At 71.8% G+C, this 15,430-nt stretch carries 10 protein-coding genes; all 10 read left to right on the forward strand.

What is annotated here, in order from left to right; all coding sequences use genetic code 11:
* Nucleotides 1–18 precede the first annotated feature (18 nt).
* The 10 genes from K377_RS29350 to K377_RS29395 all read left to right on the forward strand — a co-directional run bounded on the left by K377_RS29350 (nt 19) and on the right by K377_RS29395 (nt 15,310).
* Nucleotides 19–1,344: an ABC transporter substrate-binding protein gene (locus K377_RS29350; RefSeq protein ID WP_111666580.1), complete on the forward strand. Its 1,326-nt coding sequence runs from the start codon at nt 19–21 to the stop codon at nt 1,342–1,344.
* Complete coding sequence (locus K377_RS29355) at nt 1,341–2,306, forward strand: carbohydrate ABC transporter permease (protein ID WP_111666581.1); 966 nt, start codon at nt 1,341–1,343, stop codon at nt 2,304–2,306. Before K377_RS29350 ends, K377_RS29355 begins: the two co-directional genes overlap by 4 nt.
* A complete protein-coding gene (locus K377_RS29360; protein ID WP_111666582.1) occupies nt 2,303–3,172 on the forward strand; it encodes a carbohydrate ABC transporter permease in 870 nt (289 codons plus the stop codon). The genes K377_RS29355 and K377_RS29360 overlap by 4 nt, the downstream gene beginning before the upstream one ends.
* Nucleotides 3,173–3,178: 6 nt before the next feature.
* A complete protein-coding gene (locus K377_RS29365) occupies nt 3,179–3,796 on the forward strand; it encodes a hypothetical protein (RefSeq protein ID WP_111666583.1) in 618 nt (205 codons plus the stop codon).
* Between the two features lie 50 nt (nt 3,797–3,846).
* Complete coding sequence (locus tag K377_RS29370) at nt 3,847–5,649, forward strand: sugar-binding domain-containing protein (protein WP_111666584.1); 1,803 nt, start codon at nt 3,847–3,849, stop codon at nt 5,647–5,649.
* 122 nt (nt 5,650–5,771) lie between these two features.
* The gene (locus tag K377_RS29375; RefSeq protein ID WP_111666585.1) at nt 5,772–8,900 is read left to right on the forward strand and encodes a discoidin domain-containing protein; all 3,129 of its coding nucleotides are present in this window, start codon (nt 5,772–5,774) and stop codon (nt 8,898–8,900) included.
* 142 nt (nt 8,901–9,042) lie between these two features.
* Nucleotides 9,043–9,906, forward strand: a complete 864-nt coding sequence (locus K377_RS29380) for an ABC transporter ATP-binding protein (protein ID WP_111666586.1) — start codon at nt 9,043–9,045, stop codon at nt 9,904–9,906.
* Nucleotides 9,903–10,886, forward strand: a complete 984-nt coding sequence (locus tag K377_RS29385; protein WP_111666587.1) for an iron-siderophore ABC transporter substrate-binding protein — start codon at nt 9,903–9,905, stop codon at nt 10,884–10,886. Before K377_RS29380 ends, K377_RS29385 begins: the two co-directional genes overlap by 4 nt.
* Before the next feature lie 4 nt (nt 10,887–10,890).
* A complete protein-coding gene (locus K377_RS29390) occupies nt 10,891–12,963 on the forward strand; it encodes an iron ABC transporter permease (RefSeq protein WP_111666588.1) in 2,073 nt (690 codons plus the stop codon).
* Nucleotides 12,964–13,090: 127 nt separating this feature from the next.
* The gene (locus K377_RS29395) at nt 13,091–15,310 is read left to right on the forward strand and encodes an NADP-dependent isocitrate dehydrogenase (protein ID WP_111666589.1); all 2,220 of its coding nucleotides are present in this window, start codon (nt 13,091–13,093) and stop codon (nt 15,308–15,310) included.
* The last annotated feature ends 120 nt before the right edge of the window (nt 15,311–15,430 follow it).

The raw sequence follows: 15,430 nt of genomic DNA on the forward strand, positions 1-15,430 counted from the left end.
CCCACCAGGAGGGCCTCCATGCCCGAGCCCCCGCGCCGCCACCTGCCGCGCCGGGCCGTCCTCGCCACGGCCGCCGTCGCACTCAGCACCGCCCTGACCGGCACGCTCTCCGCCTGCTCCGGCGCGAGCGGCGGGGCGTCCGGCGTCACCCTCACCTTCACCTGGTGGGGCAACGACGACCGGGCCGCCCGCACCGTGAAGGCCGTACGCCTCTTCGAGAAGGAACACCCCGGCGTCACCGTGCGGACGTCCTCCGGCGACTTCGGCGCCTACATGCAGAAGCTCGCCACCCAGGCGGCCGGCGGCGGCATCCCCGACGTCGCGCAGCTCGACTACCGGCAGATCTCCCAGTACGCGGGCGGCGACGCCCTGCTGCCGCTCGACCAGGCGGTCGGGGACCACACGATCCATACGTCCGACATGGACAAGGAACTGGTCCGCACCGGAGTCTTCGACGGCACGCAGTACGCCATGCCGATGGGCCGCGGCATCACCGGATACGCGTACGACTCCAAGCTCTACGCGAAGGCGGGCGTCCCCGCGCCCGAAGCCGACTGGACCTGGCAGGACTTCGCCGACGCCAACCAGAAGATCGCCGCGCTCGGCCTGAAGTCACCGGACGGACGGCACGTCGCCGGGTCCAACGACGGCGGCACCAACGAGGACGTGTTCGAGGACTGGCTGCGCAGCCGGGGCGGCAAGCTCTACGCGAGCCAGACCCGGCTCGGTTTCACCGAGGACGACCTCACCGCGTTCTGGACGTACTTCAACGACCAGCGCAAGCACGGCGCCGTCGCCCAGGCCGAGGACACCGTGCAGGCCGACAGCACCGAGTGGACGCCCATCGGACGCGGCCTCGCCGCCGCCGACTACACCTGGGACGCCACCTTCCCCGGCTACCCGGCGCTCCTCGGCGACCACGTGCGCTTCGCGCCCGTGCCGACCACCGACGGCCGCGCCGGCACCTACTTCAAGCCGTCGATGCTGCTCGGCGTCGGCGCGCACACCGCACACCCGAAGGAGGCGACCCAACTGGTCGACTTCCTCCTCAACGACAAGCGGGCGGGCGACATCCTCGGCTTCACCCGCTCTACCCCGCCCAACCGCACGATCGCCGCCCGCGTGGCCAAGACCCTCAAGGGCCCGGAGCTGGACATCTACCGCTACGGACAGGCGATGGAGAAGTACGGGGTCGACGCGCCGCCCGCCGCTCCGCCCCGGGGCGACGTCGCGATCCAGAACGCCTTCAACCGCAACTACCAACGCGTGATGTACGACCGGGCCTCGCCACGTGAGGCGGCCCGTGAGTTCATCGACGAGGCGAACCGGGAGCTGAGGTCATGACAACGATGTCGACCGAGGTGCCGACACGCACCGACCGGCCCGGGACACCGCGCCCGAAGAGCGCCCGGCGCCGCCGCCGCGAACAGCAGTGGCCCGCCTACGTGTTCCTGTCACCCTGGATGATCGGCGCCGTCGTCCTGACGCTGATCCCGATGGCGGTCTCGCTGTACCTGTCCTTCACGGACTACAACCTCTTCGACCCGCCGCACTGGGTGGGCCTGCGCAACTACACCGAGATGCTCACCGAGGACCCCCGCTACTGGCGCTCGGTCGGCACCACCCTGCTCTACGTCGTGATCGCCGTCCCACTCAAACTGGGCCTCGCGCTCGGCGCCGCGATGCTCCTCAAGAACCTCGGCCGGGGCCGCGCCTTCTACCGCTCCGCCTTCTACGCGCCCTCACTGCTCGGCGCGAGCATGTCCATCGCCCTCGTCTGGCGCGCCCTCTACAACGACGGCGGCACGGTCCCGCACCTGCTCGACTCGATCGGCATCCACACCGGCGGCTGGGTCGGCAATCCCGACCTCGCGATGTACGTCGTCGTCGCCCTGACGGCCTGGCAGTTCGGCGCCCCCATGGTGATCTTCCTGGCGGGGCTCCAGCAGATATCGCCCGACCTGTACGAGGCCGCCGCCCTCGACGGCGCGGGCCGCTGGCGGCAGTTCGTCTCCGTCACCGTGCCGATGCTCTCCCCGGTCGTCTTCTTCAACCTGGTCCTGGAGATGATCCAGTCCTTCCAGGTCTTCACCCCGGCCTTCGTGGTCAGCAACGGCACCGGCCGGCCCGCCGACTCCACGAACTTCTACACGCTGTACCTGTACGAGCGCGGGTTCACCGCCTCCCACATGGGCTACGCGGCGGCGATGGCCTGGCTCCTGCTGATCGCCGTCGGCGTCATCACCCTGATCCTGTTCCGGACCTCCCGGTCCTGGGTCTTCTACGCGGACGAGGAGGGGCGATGAGTGTCATCGCGGCCAAGAACGGCACGGCCAGGAAGCCGCGCGCGGGGCGCTGGCTGCCCCACACCATCGCGCTGGTGGCCCTGCTGGTGCTCCTCTACCCCCTGGCCTGGCTGCTCGCCACGTCCCTGAAACCGGCCGACGAGGTGGTGACCAGCCTCGATCTGTGGCCCAGCCATCTGGAGTGGTCCAACTACACCACCGCCCTGGACGGAGTCTCCGGCGTCAGCGTGACCCGGCTGCTCGGCAACTCGCTCACGATCGCGGTCGGCGCGGTCATCGGCAACGTCCTGTCCTGCTCCCTGGCCGCCTACGCGTTCGCGCGACTGCGGTTCCGGATGCGCGGGCCGATGTTCGGCTTCATGGTCGCGACGCTGATGCTGCCCCACCACGTCGTCCTGATCCCGCAGTACATCATCTTCAACCGGCTCGGCCTGGTGGACACCTACTGGCCGCTGATCCTGCCGAAGTTCCTCGCCACCGAGGCGTTCTTCGTCTTCCTCATCGTGCAGTTCATGCGCGGACTGCCCCGCGAACTGGAGGAGTCGGCGCGCATCGACGGCTGCGGCCCCTTCCGCACCTACTGGGCCATCACCCTGCCGCTGAGCCGCCCGGCGCTGATCACCACCGCCATCTTCACCTTCATCTGGACGTGGAACGACTTCTTCACACAGATGATCTATCTGTTCGCGCCGGAGAAGTTCACCATCACCCTGGCGCTGCGCAGCTTCGTCGACCAGTCGAGCACCTCGGCGTACGGGCCCATGTTCGCCATGTCGGTGATCTCGGTGCTGCCCATCGTGCTCTTCTTCTTCGTCTTCCAGCGCTACCTGGTGCAGGGCATGGCGACCTCCGGACTGAAGGGCTGATCGGCAATGACCAGGACAACCACCGCACCGGCCCGCCGCGGCCGGGAACCCGGGGAGGTCTTCGGCGCCGGGTTCACGATGTTCGCCGACATGCTCCTGATGGGGCTGCTCACCACACTCGTCTGTCTGCCGGTCGTCACCGCTCCGGCCGCGTTCGCCGCCGCATCGGGCACCCTGCGGCGGGCCGCCGAGACGGGCGCCCCGGCCGACCTCGGCGGGTTCGTCCGCCGGCTGCGCGCCCGTACGACCGTGCGCTCGCTCGCCGCCGGACTGCTGCTGCCGCTCGTGGCCGTGGTCGTCCTCGTCGACGCGGCCCTGCTCCGCAGCGACCTGCCCGGGGCCGCGGTCATGGCCCCCGCGCTCGTCCTGCTCACCCTGGGCGGCGCGGTCGTCGCCCTGCGTAGCACGGCCCTGCCGGAGGACAGTCAACTCTCGCTGCGCACCGGCCTGTTGCGCACCCTCGAAGACGCCCGGGGGAGTGCCCTGCTGCTCGCCGCGATCCTCCTCGCGGGACTGCTGATGTGGTCGACGCCGCTGCTGCTCCCGCTCCTGCCCGGACCGCTGGCCTTCGCCGCCACCGTGGTCGACCTGCGGGCTCCCGAGCGGTCCGGGGCGCCCGACTGAACAGCCGCGCCGCCGCACCCTCCTCCGCACGACGACACCGGAGTTCCTCGATGCACCACACCCACCTCGACGCCGCCGGCCACCCCCGCCCGCAGCTCGTCCGCGACCCCGACTGGCACGACCTGAGCGGACCGTGGGGATTCGCCCACGACGACGCCGACCTCGGCCGCCGGGACCGCTGGATGGAGCCCGACGTCACCGCCCCCTTCACCGCCACCGTCACCGTGCCCTACCCGCCCGAGTCCCGGGCGTCCGGCATCCACGACACCGGGCACCACCCGGTCGTCTGGTACCGCCGCACCGTCGACCTCACCCGGCCCGTGGAGGGCCGGCGTCTGCTGCTGCACTTCGGCGCGGTCGACCACCGGGCCGACGTCTGGGTCGACGGCCGCCGGGTCGGTCACCACGAGGGCGGGCACACCGGCTTCACCTGCGACCTCACCGACGCCGTCGACCGGGACGGCCCGCACGTCGTCGTGGTGCGGGCCGAGGACCAGCCCCTCGACCCGACCCAGCCGCGCGGCAAACAGGACTGGCGACGCGACCCGCACGTCATCTGGTACCACCGCACCACCGGCATCTGGCAGCCGGTCTGGCTCGAAGAGGTCCCCGCCGACCACCTCACCCGGATCCAGTGGACCCCGGACGTCGCCCACGCGCGCGTGCACTGCACCGCACGCCTCGACCGCTGGCCGGACGGGCCGCGCACCCTGACCGTACGGCTCGCCCACGGCGAGCGGATCCTCGCAGAGCAGCGGATCCGCACCGACCAGCAGGAGACGGCGTTCGAGATCACCGTGCCCGCCCTGCGCCACGGCCAGGACCTCGACGACCTGCTCTGGACGCCCGAACACCCGCACCTCGTCGACGCCACCGTGACCCTCGCCGACTCCGACGGCGCACCCCTCGATCACGTCACGTCCTACCTCGGACTGCGCGACATCGCCTGGCACGACGGCCTGTTCCTCCTCAACCACAAGCCGTACTTCCTGCGGTTCGCCCTGCAACAGGGCTACTGGCCCGACACCCACCTGGCGGCCCCCGCCGACGCGCTGCGCCGCGACGCCGAACTCGCCAAGGAGATCGGCCTCAACGGCCTGCGCGTCCACCAGAAGATCGAGGACCCGCGCTTCCTGTACTGGGCCGACCGGCTCGGCCTGCTGCTGTGGGAGGAGATGCCGTCCGCGTACGCCTTCGGGGCGGCGACCGTCGAGCGCGTGACCCGCGAGTGGACCGAAGCGGTCACCCGCGACCTCGGCCATCCCTCGATCATGGCCTGGATCCCCGTCAACGAGTCCTGGTCCGTGCCGAACCCCGCCGACGTCCCGGCCCAGCGCCACTTCATGGACGCGCTCTACCACCTCACCAAGGCGCTCGACCCCTCCCGGCCCGCCGTCTCCAACGACGGCTGGGAGATCTCCCGGGCCGACATCTGGGGCGTGCACGACTACACCCAGGACGCGGGCACCCTGCGCCGCCGCTACGGTCACGCGTCCCTGCGCCAGGGCGAGTTGCGCGAACAGTGGCCCGGCGCCAAACGCCTCGTGCTCGACGGCGCCGAGCACGACCGACAGCCCGTCGTTCTGAGCGAGTTCGGCGGAGCCACCTTCGAACCGGCGGCGGGGGAGGAGTGGTTCGGGTACGACACGGTCGCCACCCGGGAGGAGTTCACCGAGCGGCTGACCGGGCTCGTCTCGGCCGCTGTCGACTCCGGTCTCGCCGGGTTCTGCTACACCCAGTTCACGGACACGCTCCAGGAGACGAACGGCCTGCTCACCGCGGAGCGCGAGCCCAAGATCCCCGTCGCCGAACTCCGCGCCGTCCTCACCCGCGCCCGCTCGGCGTCCGACTGAACGCGGCCACAGCCTGGTGACCCGGAATCTCTTCCGTCCCATGCGTTGACGTACGTACACACCGACGCCGACCATGGGGCGGCCCCCTGCTGACAACGTTGTCTTGCGTGAGAGGACCACCCGTGCCGCCCCTGAACACCCCGATCGACCGCAGGCGCCTTCTCCAACTGCTCGGCCTCACGGGCGCGGCCGCCGTCCTGCCGGCCGGCTTCGGCCCGGCGAGCGCGCACGCGGCGACCGGCGCCACGGCCCCGCCGGACGACATCGCCGCCGTCTACCACCGCGTCCTGCTCCAGCACACGCGCTGGTCGGAGACCCAGTGGGACGAGGCCCAGGGCCACTACACGGCCAAGGACTTCGGATTCGCCGTCGTCCTCGGCAACGCCCTGCTGCTCACCCACGGCGACTACGACGCCGACCGCGCCGGTGTCGGCCGCGACGAACTCGCCCGGCGCACCCTGGCCACCCTGCGCCACTTCGCCGCATCGAACCGGCTCACCGGCGGCACGGAATGGGGCCGCACCCTCTTCTTCGACACCACCTTCCAGCTGTACTTCGTCCTCGCCGCCCGGCTCCTCTGGGACGACCTGGACGCCGCGACCCGCGCGAACGTCGACCGCATCACCCGCGAACAGGCCGCGTACACGCAGGCGTTGGGAACCGGCAACGACCCGGCCTCCGGCTCCTGGACGCCCAACGGGCTCGACGGCGGTCACGTCGGCGACACCAAGCTGGAGGAGATGGGCGTGTACGCCCAGTCCCTCGCCCCCGCCCTGGCCTGGGCGCCCGACGATCCCCGCGCGGCCGACTGGTCGGCCACGTACGGTCGTTGGTCGCGCAACGAGACGGGGCTGCCGCCCGCCGACCTCGCCAACCCCGCGCTGGTCGACGGGGTGCCGGTCGCGCGCAACACCGCCCGCAACCTCTACGACACGTTCATCGTGGAGAACCACGGCTCCTTCGGCCCGCACTACCAGGAGGAGCTGTGGCGGACCTCGGGCCGCAACGCCGCCCACTTCCTGACCGCGGGCCGCCCGCTGCCCGAGGTGCTCACGCACCAACCCAGCGGCCCCGCGCTGTGGCGGACCCTGCTCGGCGTCATGAGCGACGCGGGCGAACCGCTGATGCCGATGGTCAACGACCGCGAACACCTCTACGGCCGGGACGTGATCCCTCTGGCGTTCCTGTCCCAGGTCCTCGGCGACCGGGCCGCGGCGCGGGCCGAGCAGGAGCTCGCGGGACGTCTGGAGGCGTACCAGAAGTACCCGCCGGAGTACCGCCTGGCGAAGTTCTCCGGCGAGCCCAAGTACGAGCCCGAGGCGCGCGCCGAGATCGCCATCAGCTATCTGCTGCACGTGTGGGCGGCGGGCGAGAAGCGCAGGGTGACCCCGTTCTCCCGTGCCGAGCTGTTCGCCCATGCCGCCGGAGTGACCGACTTCGGCACCGGACCCGGACTGGTCTCCCACCAGTCGCCCGCGGCGTGGGCGGGCGCCGTCTCCAAGGCGGGCTTCGTGAAGTTCGCCTGGCAACCGGCGCACGACGACTGGCTGTTCAGGATCAGCGGCGCCACCCCCATGTTCCTGCCCGCCACCACCGGCAAGGTCGCCGGACGCACGGTCCACGTGTACGAGAAGGTCCGCGACGGCTTCGACGGCAGCGCGACCCTCCTTCAACTGGACGGCGGGCATGCCGGATTCACCACACTGCCCACCGGCTCCGTCGTCTACGCGAGCAGCGGCACGGCGGCGGGGGAGGGCCACCTGGAACTCCACAACCTCACCCTGCCGGGGATATCGGGACTCGACGGCGACCGCACCTACCGCTTCGAGGAGGGGAACGTCTCCGTCGCCGCGGCGGACGCCTCCCCTGCACCGAGCGCCGACGGCCGCGTCGACCGGCTGACCTTCCCGCGCACCGGCGTCCGCCACCTGAGGATGCTGGGCGTCCGCCCCGACCCGTCCTACGGATACTCCCTCTACGCCTTCGAGGCCCGCGCCGGCGCCGACACCGCGGACGTCGCCCGCGGCGGGACGGCGACGGCCTCCTCCGCCGACTCGGGCAAGGGCGCGAACCTCGCCGTCGACGGCGACGCGGCGACCCGCTGGGCGGTCTCGAAGGCCGAACGGCCGCGCGCCGACAGCTGGTTGGCGGTCGACCTCGGCACGGAAACGGAGATCACCGAGGTCACCCTGCGCTGGGAGGCCGCGGCGGGCCGCGCCTACCGCGTGCAGGGCTCGGCCGACGGCACCGACTGGCAGGACCTGGCCGCCTGGCCCACGCCCGACGCGAGCAGCCGGGGCCGCTGGCTGGACGTGGACGGCCGGGCCGGACTCGTCGTGCGCGGCACGGACCGCCCGCTGTCCGTCTACGGCGACACGGTCGTGCTGGCCGACGGCCCCGCTGCGCCGCTCGTCGTCGAGGGCTTCGCCGAGACCTCCGCGACACGACTGCGGGCGCTCGCCCGCGAGGCCGGGCCGACGGCGGAGCACGAGGCCGTTCGCGCGGCCCTGACCGACGGCCACCTCAGTCTCTTCAACCTCTCGGCCGACCCCGTCACGACACCGGTCACCGTCCCGCAGTCCGGGCGGCGCCTCGCGGTCTTCGAGGGCACGCAGACGGTGACCGGTGACGGCACGGCCTACGAGGCCCGCCTCGACGCGGCCGACGCACGGCTGCTGCCGCCCCGCTTCATCCTCACCCCGGACAGCGGCCGCACCCTGCCGTCGGGGCTGCGCGTCGAGGTGGACAACGGGGCCCGGCTGCGCCTCTCCGGCGCCGACACCCGCGTACGCGTCGAAGGGCAGGGCCACACCACCACCGTCACGGTCCGCGCCCGCAGGGAGACGACCGTCGACCTGCGCGGAGCCGCCGCCTACCCGCACCAGGACCTGGCCCTGGGACGCCAGGTCTTCCCCAACAGCCCGTTGCCCGAGGGGATGTCGGATCCGGCCGCGGCGGTCGACGGCGACACCGGCACGTCGTGGCGGCCCGGCCGCGACGGCCGGCTCGTCGTGGACCTCGGAGCCGTCCGGCGGATCGGCACCGTGGAGGCGCAGTGGACGGGCGGCGGGGCACCGGCCGGCCGCGTGCAGTTCAGCGACGACGGCATCGAGTACCGGGACGCGGGCCGGACCTCCGGACACGGTCCTGTACGGCGGCTGTCCGCCACGGGGGAGGCGCGCTATGTCGCCTTCCAGGTGGAGGGGGCGCCCTCGGAGCGGACCCGGCTGGTCCGGCTCACGGTGAAGTGAGGCCCAGCGGCGTGCGGTGAGGTTCCACCACGCGGCGGGGGTGCCGAGGTTCGGTGCCCCCGCCGCGGCCTGGAGACACAGCCTTCCCGCGGCTTCGCGCCCCCTGACATCCGCAGTGTTTAGGTTAGGCTAACCTTGCCGCGTGCATGGAGCTGAAGAGACCACCAGCGCGGCCCCGCGCCGCCATGGCCACGAACTGTCGGCAACCGACGTCACCGTGGCCTACGAGGGCGTCGACGTCGTCCACGGCGCCGCCATGACCTTGCGGCCCGGCGAAGTGACGGTCCTGGTGGGGCCGAACGGCAGCGGCAAGTCGACGCTGCTGCGCACCCTCGCCCGGCTGCAGCGCCCCAGGGCGGCGACGCTCGTGCTCGACGGCGAGATCGACGGGCTCGCGCTGAGCCCCCGCGACTTCTCCCGCCACGTCGCCCTGCTCACCCAAGGGCGGCCCACGCCCGGCGGGCTGACGGTGCGGGACGTCGTCGAGTTCGGCCGCTACCCGTACCGCGGACGCTGGGGCAAAGCGGACCCCGGCGGCCGGGAGGCCGTCGACCGCGCCCTCGCCCTGACCGGCGCCGCCGAACTCGCCGACCGCGGAGCCGAACACCTCTCCGGAGGGCAGCTGCAGCGCGTCTGGCTCGCCGGCTGCCTCGCCCAGGAGACCGGCGTCCTCCTGCTCGACGAACCCACGACCTACCTCGACCTGCGCTACCAGGTCGAACTCCTCGATCTCGTGCGGGACCTGGCCGACCATCACGGCATCGCCGTCGGCGCCGTCCTGCACGACCTCGACCAGGCCGCCGCCGTCGCCGACCGGATCCTGCTCCTCGACACGGGCCGGATCGTCGCGTCCGGCGCCCCCGAGGACGTCCTCACCGGCGAACGCCTCACCACCACGTACGGCATCCGCATCGAGGTCGACACCGACCCCCTCACCGGCCGGCTGCGCACCCGCGCCATCGGCCGTCACCACGAACGAACCGAAAGGTTGCGCACCACCTCATGAGACGACCCCTGATCGCCGCGGCGACCGCCACCGTCGCGGCCCTCGCCCTCGCCGCCTGCGGCACCACCGAGCCCGCCGCCGACGCCGACGCGAAGCAGAGCGCCGAGCCCATCACCCTGACCGACGCCTCGGGCGCCAAGGTGAAGCTCGACGGTCCCGCCAAGACGGTCGTCGGCACCGAGTGGAACGTCGTCGAGAGCCTCATATCCCTCGGTGTCGACCCGGCCGGCGTCGCCGACGTCAAGGGCTACAAGACGTGGGACAAGGCCGCCCCGCTCACCAACGACGCCAAGGACATCGGCACCCGCGGCGAGCCCAGCATGGACACCGTCGCCGCCATCAAGCCCGACCTGATCGTCGCCACGACCGACCTTCCGGCCGCGGCCGTCAAGCAGCTGCGCAAGATCGCCCCGGTGCTCACCGTCACGTCCGCCGACGCCTCCGACCCGATCGGCCAGATGACGGAGAACCTCGACCTGATCGCCGAGGCCACCGGCACCACCAAGAAGTCCACCCAGCTGAAGAAGGACTTCGAGGCGAAGCTCGCCGAGGGCAAGAAGGCCCTCGCCGACGCCGATCTGGCCGGCGCCGACTTCGCCTTCGCCGACGGCTGGGTCGCCTCCAACCAGGTCTCCGTGCGCCCCTACACCAGCGGTTCGCTGATCGGCGGCGTCAACGAGGAACTCGGTCTGAAGAACGCCTGGACCGTCAAGGGGGACAAGGCCTACGGCCTCGGCTCCACCGACGTCGAAGGACTCACCAAGCTCCCCGCCGACACGCACTTCGCCTACATCGGCAACGAGGACGACAAGAACGCCACCCCGTTCGACGGCGTCCTGAAGAAGGACAAGGTCTGGACGTCGCTGCCGTTCGTCAAGAAGGACAACGTGCACCGGCTGCCCGACGGCGTCTGGATGTTCGGCGGGACCGCGTCGATGAGCCAGTACGTCGACTCCGTCGTCGAGGCGCTGACCAAGTAACGCCATGGCCGTCACCACCACCGCTCCCGCCACCCGTCCCACGACGGCCGCATCCCGTACGGGCGCGGCCGCGGTGACGGCCGCACTCCTCGTCCTCCTCGCCGCCCTCGCGGTCGTCGACATCACCCAGGGCACGGCCGCCGTCGGCGCCCCCGAGGTGTGGAAGGCGCTCACCGGCCGGTCTGGCGACGGCGACGCGTCCGTCGTCGTCGCCTCCCGGCTGCCGAGGATGTGCGCCGGACTGCTCGTCGGCGCCCTCCTCGGCGCGTCCGGCGCCGCCCTCCAGCGCATCAGCCGCAACGCCATCGCCTCACCCGACACCCTGGCCGTCAACGCGGGGTCCTACCTCGCCCTCACCATCGCCGCCGCCACCGGCGTCTCGCTGCCGCTGTTCGCCTCGTCCGGCATCGCCTTCGTCGGCGGCCTCGCGGCGGCGGCCGTCGTCCTCGGCCTGTCGGGCCTCGGCGCCGGCACCGTCCGGCTCATCCTCGCGGGCAGCGCCCTCACCCTCGGCCTGAGCTCCGTCACCCAGGCGCTGATCCTGCTCTTCCCCGAGCGGACCGAGGGCCTGTACGCCTGGAACCAGGGCAGCATCGCGCAGAACGGCTTCGACGGCGTCCTGCAGATGGCGCCCGTGGGGCTCGCCGGTCTGGCCGGACTGCTGCTGCTCGCCCGCCGCGTCGACGCCCTCGCGCTCGGCGACGACGCCGCGCGCGGCGTCGGCGTCCCCGTCCGCAGCACCCGGGTCGGCGCCGTCGTCCTGTCCGCGCTGCTCTCCACGGCCGCCGTCACCCTCGCCGGGCCCGTCGGCTTCATCGGCCTGTGCGCACCCGCCCTGGTGCGCCTGCTCACCCGCAGGTTCCACCCGCTCACCAGGTTCCGCAGCGCCCTGCCGTTCACGGGACTCGTCGGCGCGGCCCTCGTCCTCGGCTCCGACGTGCTGTTGCGCGCCTGCGTCTCCGCGGACACCGCGGTGGCCGTACCCACCGGCGTCGTCACCAGCCTGGTCGGCGCCGTGTTCCTCATCGTCCTCGCGGCGCGGGTACGGGACGCGGGCGGTTCGGCCACGGCCGACCGGCTGCGGCTGCGCAGCCGGACCGTCGTCGTCGCCACCACGGCCGCGCTGGTCGTCGCGCTGATCGGCGTGAGCATCGCCGGCGTACTCCTCGGGGACACCAAGCTCCTCCTCGGCGACGTCGTCAACTGGACCCAGGGCAACGCGGGCCGTGCGGTCTCCTTCGTCCTGGAGACCCGCGTGCCCCGCGTCCTCGCCGCGCTTCTCGCAGGGGCGGCCCTCGCCCTCGCGGGCACCGTCGTCCAGGCCGTGACCCGCAACCCGCTCGCGGAACCGGGCGTGCTGGGCGTGACCAACGGCGCCGCCGTGGGCGCCGTCATCGTGGTCACGTCGATCTCCACGGCCGGGACCTGGGCCGTCGCCGGCGGCGCCTTCGCGGGCGCCGCGCTCAGCGCCGTCATCGTCTTCGGCCTCGCCGCGCGCGGCGGATTCCAGCAGAACCGCCTCGTCCTCGTCGGCTTCGGCGTCGCCACCGGGGCCGCCGCCCTGACGAGCCTGCTCATCATCCTCACCGACCCGTTCAACGCCACCAAGGCGCTGACCTGGCTCTCCGGATCGACGTACGGCCGCACCTACACCGACTCGCTGCCCCTCGCGCTCGTCCTCGTCGTGGGCATCGCCTTCGCCGTGAGCCGCCGCACCGAACTCGACCTCGTGTCCCTCGACGAGGACACCCCGCGCCTGCTCGGCCTCGGACTCGGCCGCGCCCGCCTCGGCTTCCTCGTCCTCGCCGTCCTGCTCAGCGCCACCGCCGTGGCCGCCGCGGGCACCATCGGCTTCGTCGGCCTCGTCGCCCCGCACGCGGCCCGCGCCCTGGTCGGCCGCCGCCACGCCCGCGTCCTCCCGGTCGCCCTCCTCCTCGGCGCCCTCCTCGTCTGCACCGCCGACCTGGTGGGACGCACCGTGATCGCCCCGGCACAGCTGGGCGCCGGCCTGATGACGGCCGTGATCGGCACGCCGTACTTCATGTATCTGCTGGCGCGGGGGAGGGGAGCGAAGTGAAACGGCTCGATCTTGCAGCCGGACCCCTTTCGAACATGACCCGGCCACGAGATATCTTGATGTCGAGCAATATTGCGCAGACTGAGAAAACTGCCGATGACATGGAAGACGTGGAGCGGAGCACCCGGTGACTGACTCGACCATCATTTACACGCACACAGACGAGGCCCCGGCCCTCGCGACGTATTCCTTCCTGCCGGTCATCGAGGCCTACGCGTCCACCGCCGGCGTAGGCGTCGAGACCCGTGACATCTCCCTGGCCGGCCGCATCATCGCCTCGTTCCCCGAGTACCTGAACGAGGACCAGCGGATCGCGGACGCCCTCGCCGAGCTGGGCGAGCTGGCCAAGACGCCGCAGGCCAACATCATCAAGCTGCCGAACATCTCGGCGTCCATCCCGCAGCTCAAGGCCGCCGTCGCCGAGCTCCAGGAGCAGGGCTACGCGCTCCCCGCGTACCCGGACGAGCCGAAGACCGACGAGGAGCGCGAGATCCGCGCCCGCTACGACAAGATCAAGGGTTCCGCCGTGAACCCGGTCCTGCGTGAGGGCAACTCGGACCGCCGCGCCCCCGCCTCGGTGAAGAACTACGCCAAGGCCCACCCGCACCGCATGGGCGCCTGGACCCCCGAGTCCAGGACCAACGTCGCCACCATGGGTGAGAACGACTTCCGCTCGACGGAGAAGTCCACCACCATCGCCGCCGACGGCGCCCTGCGCATCGAGCTGGTCGGGGACAACGGCACCACCACCGTGCTGCGCGAGTCCGTACCGGTCCTCGCCGGCGAGGTCGTCGACGCCTCCGTGCTGCGCGTCGCCGCCCTGCGCGAGTTCCTGACCGCCCAGGTCGCCCGCGCCAAGGAAGAGGGCGTCCTCTTCTCCGCGCACCTCAAGGCCACCATGATGAAGGTCTCCGACCCGATCATCTTCGGCCACGTCGTGCGCGCCTTCTTCCCGGAGACCTTCGCCCGCTTCGGCGGCGACCTGGCCGCCGCGGGTCTCACCCCGAACGACGGTCTGGGCGGCATCTACAAGGGCCTGGAGTCGCTCGCGAACGGCGCCGACATCAAGGCGTCCTTCGAGGCCGAGCTGGCCGCGGGCCCGGAGCTGGCCATGGTCGACTCCGACCGCGGCATCACCAACCTGCACGTGCCGTCGGACGTCATCATCGACGCCTCGATGCCCGCCATGATCCGCACCTCGGGCCACATGTGGGACAAGGACGGCAACGAGGCCGACACCCTCGCCGTCATCCCGGACTCCTCCTACGCCGGCGTGTACCAGGCCGTCATCGAGGACTGCCGCGCCCACGGCGCCTACGACCCGTCGACCATGGGCTCCGTCCCGAACGTCGGCCTCATGGCGCAGAAGGCCGAGGAGTACGGCTCCCACGACAAGACCTTCGAGATCCCGACCACCGGCACAGTCCGCCTGGTCGACACCGACGGCAACGTCGTGCTGGAGCAGACGGTCTCCGAGGGCGACATCTTCCGCGCCTGCCAGACCAAGGACGCCCCGATCAAGGACTGGGTCAAGCTCGCCGTCACGCGCGCCCGCGCCACCGGCGACCCGGCCGTGTTCTGGCTGGACGAGGGCCGCGCCCACGACGCCCAGCTGATCAAGAAGGTCGAGGCGTACCTGCCGGAGTTCGACACCGAGGGCCTGGACATCCGGATCCTCAACCCGGAGGACGCCACCAAGCTGTCGGTGGAGCGCATCCGCGAGGGCCTGAACACCATCTCGGTGACCGGCAACGTGCTGCGTGACTACCTGACCGACCTCTTCCCCATCCTGGAGCTGGGCACCAGCGCCAAGATGCTGTCGGTCGTCCCGCTGATGAACGGCGGCGGCCTCTTCGAGACGGGCGCCGGCGGCTCCGCCCCGAAGCACGTCCAGCAGCTGGTCAAGGAGAACTACCTGCGCTGGGACTCGCTCGGTGAGTTCCTGGCCCTGGCCGTCTCCTTCGAGCACCTCGCCACCACCACGGACAACGCCCGTGCGAAGGTCCTCGGCGAGACCCTCGACCGCGCCACCGGCACCTTCCTCAACGAGGACAAGTCGCCGACCCGTCGCCTCGGCGGCATCGACAACCGCGGCAGCCACTTCTACGTCGCCCTCTACTGGGCCCAGGAGCTGGCCAAGCAGACCGCCGACGCCGAGCTCGCGAAGGCGTTCGCGCCGCTCGCCGAGACGCTGGCCGCGAACGAGCAGAAGATCGTGGACGAGCTGATCGCCGTGCAGGGCTCCCCGGCCGACATCGGCGGCTACTTCCAGCCCGACCCGGCCAAGGCCGACAAGGTCATGCGCCCGTCGCAGACCCTGAACGAGGCGCTCGCCTCGCTCGCCTGATCCACCGCGGGCACCACTGCCCCGTCCGGCTCCGCGCCGGGCGGGGCAGTGCGCTGTTCACGCTGCGCGGAAGCCGCCGCAATTGATGCTGTTCACCCGCCCTGACCTGGGTACGCTGCC

The sequence above is a fragment of the Streptomyces sp. PsTaAH-137 genome, assembly GCF_003259365.1.
GTDB lineage: Bacteria > Actinomycetota > Actinomycetes > Streptomycetales > Streptomycetaceae > Streptomyces.